This window comes from Novosphingobium lindaniclasticum LE124 (assembly GCF_000445125.1).
Lineage (GTDB): Bacteria > Pseudomonadota > Alphaproteobacteria > Sphingomonadales > Sphingomonadaceae > Novosphingobium > Novosphingobium lindaniclasticum.
In genome coordinates this window covers 1-9,263 of sequence record NZ_ATHL01000078.1, presented here as the reverse complement: position 1 = coordinate 9,263, position 9,263 = coordinate 1, and the positions used below count along the sequence as shown (strand labels likewise).

6 protein-coding genes are annotated in these 9,263 nt (G+C 61.8%); 3 read left to right on the top strand and 3 right to left on the bottom strand.

What is annotated here, in order from left to right; genetic code table 11:
- Positions 1–63 precede the first annotated feature (63 nt).
- Positions 64–1,167: an IS630 family transposase gene (locus L284_RS36860; RefSeq protein ID WP_031341929.1), complete on the top strand. Its 1,104-nt coding sequence runs from the start codon at positions 64–66 to the stop codon at positions 1,165–1,167.
- Positions 1,168–1,392: 225 nt separating this feature from the next.
- On the top strand, positions 1,393–2,238 hold the full coding sequence (locus tag L284_RS36855; protein WP_031342313.1) for a fumarylacetoacetate hydrolase family protein: 846 nt from the start codon (positions 1,393–1,395) through the stop codon (positions 2,236–2,238).
- A 79-nt stretch (positions 2,239–2,317) separates the two neighbouring features.
- Here L284_RS36855 and L284_RS36850 read toward each other — a convergent pair whose 3' ends face one another.
- A complete protein-coding gene (locus L284_RS36850; RefSeq protein WP_160172122.1) occupies positions 2,318–3,421 on the bottom strand; it encodes an acyltransferase family protein in 1,104 nt (367 codons plus the stop codon).
- A 14-nt stretch (positions 3,422–3,435) separates the two neighbouring features.
- Positions 3,436–4,935 carry a hypothetical protein gene (locus L284_RS36845; RefSeq protein ID WP_200861662.1) on the bottom strand — a complete coding sequence of 500 codons (1,500 nt, stop codon included), beginning with the start codon at positions 4,933–4,935 and terminating at the stop codon, positions 3,436–3,438.
- 398 nt (positions 4,936–5,333) lie between these two features.
- On the opposite strand from L284_RS36845, the gene L284_RS46880 reads away from it, so the two are divergent.
- The gene (locus L284_RS46880; protein WP_160172121.1) at positions 5,334–7,838 is read left to right on the top strand and encodes a calcium-binding protein; all 2,505 of its coding nucleotides are present in this window, start codon (positions 5,334–5,336) and stop codon (positions 7,836–7,838) included.
- Positions 7,839–8,096: 258 nt separating this feature from the next.
- Here the strand turns inward: L284_RS46880 and L284_RS36840 are convergent, their stop codons facing one another.
- Entirely contained in the window at positions 8,097–9,200 is a 1,104-nt protein-coding gene (locus tag L284_RS36840) for an IS630 family transposase (RefSeq protein ID WP_031341929.1), read from the bottom strand.
- Between the last annotated feature and the right edge of the window lie 63 nt (positions 9,201–9,263).

Below are 9,263 nucleotides of genomic sequence, written 5' to 3'. Positions count from 1 at the left end.
CTAGTCATCTGGAACTAAAGTAAGCTTCATTGTATGTTGTGTGTGCGACAAGAGGAGCGCAGCATGGCGAATGCGAGCGGACGGCCGACGGCACCGGTGGTTTTGGAGCCTGAAGAACGTGAGTATTTGGAGCGGCAGGTCCGGCGGCGGCGGGTATCCCGCTCGATATCGGAGCGGTGTCGGATCATCCTACGCTGCGCGGACGGCATCCAAAGCAAGGTCGTAGCGGCGGAGTTGGGAGTGCATGAGCACACCGTCGGCAAGTGGCGCCGGCGCTTTCTCAAGGATCGTATCGAAGGGCTGCTGGACGAGGCTCGACCAGGCAGGCCCAGATCGATCGCGGACGATCAGGTGGCGGCCGTGATCGAGCGGACGCTGCGTTCAAAGCCCGATGACGCGACCCACTGGTCGATCCGCTCGATGGCAGGAGAAACTGGCTTCTCACACACGACGATCCGACGCATCTGGACCGCCTTCGGACTTCAGCCGCATCGCTCGGAGACGTTCAAGCTGTCGAGCGATCCGCTGTTCGTCGACAAGGTCCGCGATATCGTCGGTCTGTATTTGTCGCCGCCCAACCGAGCGTTGGTGCTCAGCGTGGACGAGAAGAGCCAGATTCAAGCTCTCGATCGCGAGCAGCCGGTCCTTCCGATGATGCCTGGCATGCCGGAGCGCCGCACGCACAGCTATGTCCGTCATGGCACGACCTCACTCTTCGCAGCGCTCGATATTGCCTCGGGCTTTGTCATCGGCAAATGCTACAAGCGTCACCGCGCCACCGAGTTTCTCGACTTCCTCAAACAGATCGACGCGCAGGTACCGCGCGACCTCGATGTCCACATCATCATGGACAATTACGCCACTCACAAGACCGCGTTGGTCCGGGCATGGCTCGCCCGTCGCCCGCACTACCATGTCCATTTCACGCCAACCTCGGCATCCTGGATCAACCAGGTCGAACGCTGGTTTGCCGAGCTTACCCGCAAGCAGTTACGCCGCGGAGTTCATACCTCCACGAGCGAACTGGAGCAGGACATCCGAACCTTCATCGAACGTCACAATCAGAACCCAAAGCCGTACCGATGGACAAAGTCGGCAGACGAGATCCTCGCCTCGGTCAAGCGCTTCTGCCAGACCGCAGAACGCACATTATGTGGCGAACTTTAGATTCAGATGACTAGAGCATTTTCCAATCAGGGGGAATCACCTGATGACTCGGAAAATGCGTCAAACCAGAAAGTTAGAGTGGTTGATCCGATGCAATCGGATCGGAAACCGCTCTAGCATCGGCGTCCCGATGTGCAGCCCGCCGACGCGCTGCAGTGCCGGGCCGCAGAAGTCATAAAGGCGCGGGTCGATCGTCGATCGGCTGCCGAGCAGGAGAAGATGCAGATGAAATTGCTCAGGTTTGGTGCAGTGGGCCAGGAGCGCCCAGGTATTCTCGACGACGCGGGTCGCATCCGCGATCTGTCGTCGATCGTGGACGACATCGCCGGTGACGTGCTCACGCCGGAGGGGCTGGCCAGGCTGCGGGCGGTCGACCCAGCGGACCTGCCGCTCATCGAAGAAGACGTGCGGCTCGGTGCCTGCGTCGGCCGGATCGGCAAGTTCGTGTGCATCGGTCTCAACTATATCGACCATGCGCGGGAAAGCGGCATGGAGCCGCCTGCGGAACCCGTGGTGTTCAACAAGTGGACCAGCGCCGTAGTCGGCCCCAACGACGATATCGTCCAGCCGCGAGGATCCGACCGAATGGACTGGGAGGTCGAACTCGGCGTCGTCATCGGCAAAGCGGGTGCTTACATCGCCGAAGAAGATGCGCTGGACCATGTGGCAGGTTACTGCGTGGTTCACGATGTCAGCGAGCGGTCGTTCCAATTCGATCGCGGCGGCACCTGGGATAAGGGCAAGGGGTGCGACACTTTCGGTCCCACCGGCCCCTGGCTCGTCACGGCCGATGAAGTGCCTGATATCGCCAATGCCGCGATCTGGCTTGAAGTCGATGGCGAGCGTCATCAGAACGGCACGACCGCCGACATGATCTTCACCGTGCCTCAGATCATCGCGCATCTCAGCCAGTTTATGAGCCTGAAGCCGGGGGACGTGATTTCAACAGGTACGCCGGCGGGTGTGGGGCTGGGCTTGAAACCGCCGCGCTATTTGCGGCCCGGCCATGAAGTTCGCCTCGGCATCGATGGTTTGGGCGAGCAGCGGCAGAGGGTGGTGGCGCCGCAGTAGGGTTCGCAAGCGCCGGCATCGGATCCAGAGCGGAGCGGAGCCTGCGCGCCGGATCACGCGCAATCGAGATATGGATCGACTAGGACAGGGCGTCGCGCGGCAGGGATCCGCGGCGCGCGGCCCGCGATCCTTGATCGAGGGTCCGGCGCAGAATGCGCTGGGCGGGACGGTCGTAGAAGGTCGTTGCGAGCGCGGCCACGGCAAGAATAAGGAAAACCATGAGGTAGGCTTCGAAACCTGCCTCGCTTCGCCCGGTAAACCGCTCCGCCATTCCAGAATAGAGCGCCAGAAAAGGAACGTGCAGGCCGTAGACCGCATAGGAGATCGCTCCGAGAAACGGGGCACCGGGAATGAGGTGCTGACGTCCCGCGCATACGGCCAGCAGTAATGCGGCGGGCAGGACGACGAGCGTCATCGCAATCGTCCATGATACCGCGTGAAGCGGTATGACGAGCGCCGCGACCAACATGATCCCGGCCGCCAGGGCGGCAGGCTTGCCTAGCACCGGCAGATGCTCCCGAAAGGCGTGAACCACGAGCCCGAACAGGAATCCGAAAGTCACGCGGGCCAGGCCGCCGAGCAGTGAGGGAACCTCCCAGCCCAGATCCATGGTTCCGGCATTGCCCGCCATTGCGGCGAGCACAACCATGCTGGCCAACGTCAAAAGGACGAGCGTGCCTTTGTGCCGGGCCACCAGCCAGCCGGCCCACACGAAGTTGATCACCATTTCGAAGAAGAGCGACCAGAGCGGGCCATTGATGGGAAAGGCCTCCCACCCGGTGGCCGATCCATGCCACCATTTCGGAAGCAGGAGCGTGTTGAGCGCCGTGCTGGCCAGGATGCCGGAGAGGCTGTCGGACCGTGCGGGCGCGGCGATCCAGCGCAGGAGGGCATAGGCCGTACCCAGGCACACGCCCAGCACCACGATCGGCATCATTCGGGCCAGGCGCCGCCGCGCGAATTCTCGGAAGGTCATGTCCGCGCCGAGTTTGCTTCCATAGGCTTCCGCTAGAACGAAGCCGCTCAACATGAAGAAGAAGTCGACGGCGAGATATCCATTCGCGGCAATGGCGGGAGCGCCGGTGCGGGTGCCGACGTGAAACAGCAGGACGATGAGGGCTGCCAGGCCGCGCAGTTCGTCCAGGAAGGCATAGCGGGATTGCCTCTGGGGCGCGGTGGTCATGCGAATGCCTTTGCTCATGAGGAAGGCGCTGGTTGGCGATCTGCCGGGAGCGGAGATGCGTCGTCGCCGCGATCGTGCATCGCCGGGGTCTCTGCCGGAGCCCTGGTCCTCGCCATGATCGGTGCGCCGGGCTTCTGCTTGAGGGCGATGGACAGAGCGGCGGTGATGCCGAACCCGAACCCGGTCAGCGGTTCGAAATTGGCATCCGCAATCATCAGCGAGACGGCGATCATGGGAGGGTAGGAAAAGCGAAAGGCGGAGTTGATGATCCGGGATTCGATCGTAGGATAGCGGGGCGCGCGGGAAAAGGACTGCGCCGCGAAGGCATAGAACAGCAGCCCGCCGAGTATCCCGGAGGCGCTCAGGATCGCGACGATGCTGCTGGAGGAGCGAGTGCTTCCCAGCCCGATGCCGATGCCGTAGCTTTCGAAAACGCTGGACAGTGCGATGAAGCGCCACATGCCGCGTTCCTCGTAGGACAGAGAGGATGTCTTTTGCAGGACCATCCTGTCGATCATTGCCAGGACGGGATCGAGGAGGTCGGGCTTGAACAGCAGGGTCAGCGTCACGCCGGCCAGTACAGCGACAAGTACCGAGAGTTCACCCAGCAACCCTTGCTTGTAGATCGTCGTTCCGCGGCCTTCCGCATTGGCGCGAAGCAGCCATTCCAGAGCCGCCATCCCGAAAAAGAGTACCAGGCCGACATATGTCGCAGATGATTTCGATTGCCAGCAGAGGATCACGAGCAGGGCGAGCAGGACGGGACAGACCCGTTCCTTCACCACCGGATCTACGATCGCGCGGCGGTAGAAGTGCAGTGCGCATAGGAAACCCAGGCAATAATTGCCGAAGGCGGACGCTTCCGGCATCAGGCCGACCACGCGTTTGGAGCCTAGCACCTCCACTTCGGTGGCAAGGGCGTAGGACGCCGTCCTGAACGGCGCGAGCAGGGCCCCTAGAGGCACATACTGGCTGGCGAAGTCTACCAGCCCGGTGAAGATGAGCATGGCGGCACCGAGGCACATGGCCTGCAGGGCATGCTGGCGCATGGCGGCCGTTTGCAGCAGCCGCGCCATCGCGAAGACGGTGAACACGGAAATCGTCATGTAGACCCATTGCGAAAGGTTCTGCGTCGAGGGGAACAGAGGCGCCGGCGTGCTCAGGATGCCGCGCACGGGGACCACGAGGATCTCGCCGGCGAAGATCCGGGGCATGAACAGGGTCGTTACGGAGACGACGATCCAGAAGGCGAACAGGCACAGCAGCCTGTCGGGCAGCAGGGCCAAGGTGAGGAAGGATGCCGGGCCGCTGCGGTTCAGAAAGGCCTTGCCGACGACGACCAGCGCGACGATCGGCGTGGCCACCAGAGTGAGCCCTCCCGTGACGCCCGTAGGAATGGCGGCGCAGGCACCGAAGGGCATCGTCGCGAAGAACAGATAGAGCGCGAAGGGGGGGCGACTGGCGATCGCGCAGATGACAAGGGTCCAGAACAGAACCAGAGGAAGGGCGTTCATGTACCGCCCGCCGACTGATCGGCAGCGGCGTCCTGCGCTTGAAAGCGGCCGATCGGCCTTCCATCGCGAGTTCCGGCGGGCATTGCGGCTTTCGATCTCCAAGACGTGACGGTGCTCTTCGGCAGGAACATCATCTAGCTTGAAGAAACGGCGCGTGCGTAGTCTGTCTCCTCCAGTTTGGAGTATACGCTACGAAGGATCGTGGAAATTGAACCGTCATGGATCATAATGCCTGATCGTGCGCGTCTATATCATATTAGAAGCGCGGCTAGGTGGATCTACATATTACGCCACTCCGATTTCGATAGTGAAGATGATGGTGGTCGTAACCATGGGTTTACAGGAGTTGTAATCTTCTCGCGCCTATTCAGAGCGAAATGAACCAAGAGGCGGAAAAGATGACTATCGTTCTGGGGGCGCAGACTCATTTCAGCCAGGGCTGGAGCCTATCGCTTCTCGATGCCGCGCACACCCTTGGCGCCGGGGCCATTCGCGACAGCTTGCCTTGGCATGCCATCGAGACGGTTGCCGGACGGTATGACTTCTCGGTCCCTCAGGCTGCTTGGCTTGATCAGGCGCTTGAGCGGGGACTGTTCGTCACTTTGACTTTCGCTAATGCTAACATACTCTACGACAAGGGCTTTACCGTTCACAGCGATGCCGGGCGAGAAGCTTTCGCGAACTTCGTCGTCGCTAGCTTGAAACGCTATCCCGGCGTGGGTGCGGTGGAGATCGGTAACGAATACAACTCGAACTCGTTCGTTACCGGTCCGATCGCGGGCGCGGGGGCGTCCTACCGCGACGACTATTACGCCAAGCTCGTGGCGGCGGTGGACACGGCCCTGACCGAGGCAGGAATTCACGTCGAACTGGTGGGGGGAGCGACCCATTCCATTCCGGTGGACTACCTCGCCGATCTGAAAGCTTTGGGAACGCTCGACATTCTCGATACCTTGTCGATCCACCCCTATACGACGCCGCCGGAACAATTCGCCGATCAGATTGCCGTTCTTCGCGACGTAGTCGGAGGCGACCTCGATATCAGGGTTACCGAATTCGGAGGTGACTTCGTCTCGCTGGAAGATGCGCCTGCCTACTTCGCCAAGATGTTGAGCGTCATGGGGGCGGCCGGCATTGAAAGTGCAAGCTGGTACGCACTCGCGCGGCAATCGCACTATCCGAACATGGAACTCTGGAACACGATCGATGGAACCGCCACTCCCGCAGGAAAGGCCTTTCGGTTTCTGGAGGGCCTGCTGGCCCAGGCCGATACGATCGCGCGTGTCACCACGGATGATTTCACGCATTTCTACACCTTCGGCCGCCACGCGGCGGTGGTCTGGGGAAAGACGGGGGCGGTTACGCTTGCGCCCGGTGTCCACGCCTACGATCTCGAAGGCAATTACCTCGCCGAGTTTGACGGAAGACTTTCGGCGGAACGGCCGATCGTCCTGAGGTCCGATGGCGACATATCGGCGTCCTCGCTGCGGTTTCATGCCGGAACCCTCGTTGCCGACAGCTTCGACCAGTTCGACGTGACCAACACGGACGCTGGCGGGCGCGGCTTCGAGGGATCGTGGTCGTACTTTTCCCTTTCCGGCACAGGGCAGATCGCCGCCTTGCAGACCATGGGGGGAGGCCTGAAAAGCGGGGAGCCGTGGACGCCGTATCTCGGCTCTCAATGGCTGCGACCTTTCGCTGTCGATGCGACGACGGTGACGCCGGCGGATTTTTCCGGCGGCCTGAACCCGGCATCGCGCTATGCCGTTGTCGAGCGATATACGGTGCCCGTGGGCGGCGTGTTCACCATCGCGGGCGACTACGACGTTGCGGACCATTCCAGGGACGGCATCTACCTGACCGTCACCGTCAACCAGCGGCAGATGCTGAACGAGCGTGTCTACGATCCGGCGCAGGGCAATCGCCTCCGCTTCAGTCTCGATCATGTCAGCTTGGTTGCCGGCGACAAGGTGGAGTTTGTCGTCTCATCCGGCTCTGACGCCATTGGGGATAAGACGGCACGTCATATCCAGATATTCCTGGAGCCGGCTGTCGTGCGCCCCTCGATAGCGGCGGACTTTAGCGATGCGAAGGCTGGTGTTCGGTTGGAACTGGACGAAGCAAGCGCAGTGGTGGACGGTGAGAAGATCGTGGTCGGTTCGGCAGACGCCATTGGTTCCGATTACAACGATGTGCTGTGGGGGGATGCGCGCGGCAACCGCCTCGAGGGTGGGGCAGGCGACGATCGTCTGTCCGGCTTGGAGGGCGACGATGTGCTGAGTGGCGGCAACGGAGCAGACCGCCTCGACGGTGGACGCGGCGCCGATCGCATGGAAGGCGGCAGCGGGGACGACACTTACCAGGTCGACGACGCTGGCGACATCGTGATGGAAGGCGCTGACGGGGGCATCGATACGGTCCGCTCCGAGGTTGATTTCGTGTTGGGCGACCACATCGAGCGTCTCTACCTTACCGGCAGCAGCGCGATCGCAGGCACCGGTAATGGCCTGGCCAACATCCTCTACGGCAACGCTGGCGACAACCTGCTCTCGGGAAGAGGCGGTGCCGACAAGCTGGAGGGCGGGGGCGGCGCGGACATCTTCTTGTTCGATGTGCCCGAAGGCGCGAGGGCGGCCGACACGATCATGGATTTCGCGCCTGGAGTCGACCGCATCGCCCTGGATCGCTCCGCTTTCGCGAGCCTGTCCGATCGCCCGGCCGGAGAGTTGGACGACCTCGGTTTTGGAAAGAAGGCGACCTCTGCCGACATGCACCTGTTCTACGATGCCGCGATGGGCACCCTCTATTACGACGCGGATGGCAGCGGCGCGGCAGCAGCCGTTGCCCTCGCCAATCTGCGCGGAAAGCCGATGATCGATGCGACCGATGTCTTCTTCGTCTGATAGGCGCGTGCCCGGAGCGGGCGGGTTCCACCGGGATGCGGCCCTGCAAGGAGGAGCGCCGCGTTCACCCTCACCCTCACCTTGGGGGGCGTCTTGGGGGCGTAGTCCAACAGGACGCCTTGTTCGCTGGCCTGAGCCCCGGCTGGAACGCATATTCGCGAGCGAAGAGGACAGGCGGCCAATCCTGGGCCTGGTGCTCGCGGCGAGTGTATCCGCTGCCGCTTGGGGTTGTTTGATGGCGCTACTAGTCATCTGAATCTAAAGTTCGCCACATAATGTGCGTTCTGCGGTCTGGCAGAAGCGCTTGACCGAGGCGAGGATCTCGTCTGCCGACTTTGTCCATCGGTACGGCTTTGGGTTCTGATTGTGACGTTCGATGAAGGTTCGGATGTCCTGCTCCAGTTCGCTCGTGGAGGTATGAACTCCGCGGCGTAACTGCTTGCGGGTAAGCTCGGCAAACCAGCGTTCGACCTGGTTGATCCAGGATGCCGAGGTTGGCGTGAAATGGACATGGTAGTGCGGGCGACGGGCGAGCCATGCCCGGACCAACGCGGTCTTGTGAGTGGCGTAATTGTCCATGATGATGTGGACATCGAGGTCGCGCGGTACCTGCGCGTCGATCTGTTTGAGGAAGTCGAGAAACTCGGTGGCGCGGTGACGCTTGTAGCATTTGCCGATGACAAAGCCCGAGGCAATATCGAGCGCTGCGAAGAGTGAGGTCGTGCCATGACGGACATAGCTGTGCGTGCGGCGCTCCGGCATGCCAGGCATCATCGGAAGGACCGGCTGCTCGCGATCGAGAGCTTGAATCTGGCTCTTCTCGTCCACGCTGAGCACCAACGCTCGGTTGGGCGGCGACAAATACAGACCGACGATATCGCGGACCTTGTCGACGAACAGCGGATCGCTCGACAGCTTGAACGTCTCCGAGCGATGCGGCTGAAGTCCGAAGGCGGTCCAGATGCGTCGGATCGTCGTGTGTGAGAAGCCAGTTTCTCCTGCCATCGAGCGGATCGACCAGTGGGTCGCGTCATCGGGCTTTGAACGCAGCGTCCGCTCGATCACGGCCGCCACCTGATCGTCCGCGATCGATCTGGGCCTGCCTGGTCGAGCCTCGTCCAGCAGCCCTTCGATACGATCCTTGAGAAAGCGCCGGCGCCACTTGCCGACGGTGTGCTCATGCACTCCCAACTCCGCCGCTACGACCTTGCTTTGGATGCCGTCCGCGCAGCGTAGGATGATCCGACACCGCTCCGATATCGAGCGGGATACCCGCCGCCGCCGGACCTGCCGCTCCAAATACTCACGTTCTTCAGGCTCCAAAACCACCGGTGCCGTCGGCCGTCCGCTCGCATTCGCCATGCTGCGCTCCTCTTGTCGCACACACAACATACAATGAAGCTTACTTTAGTTCCAGATGACTAG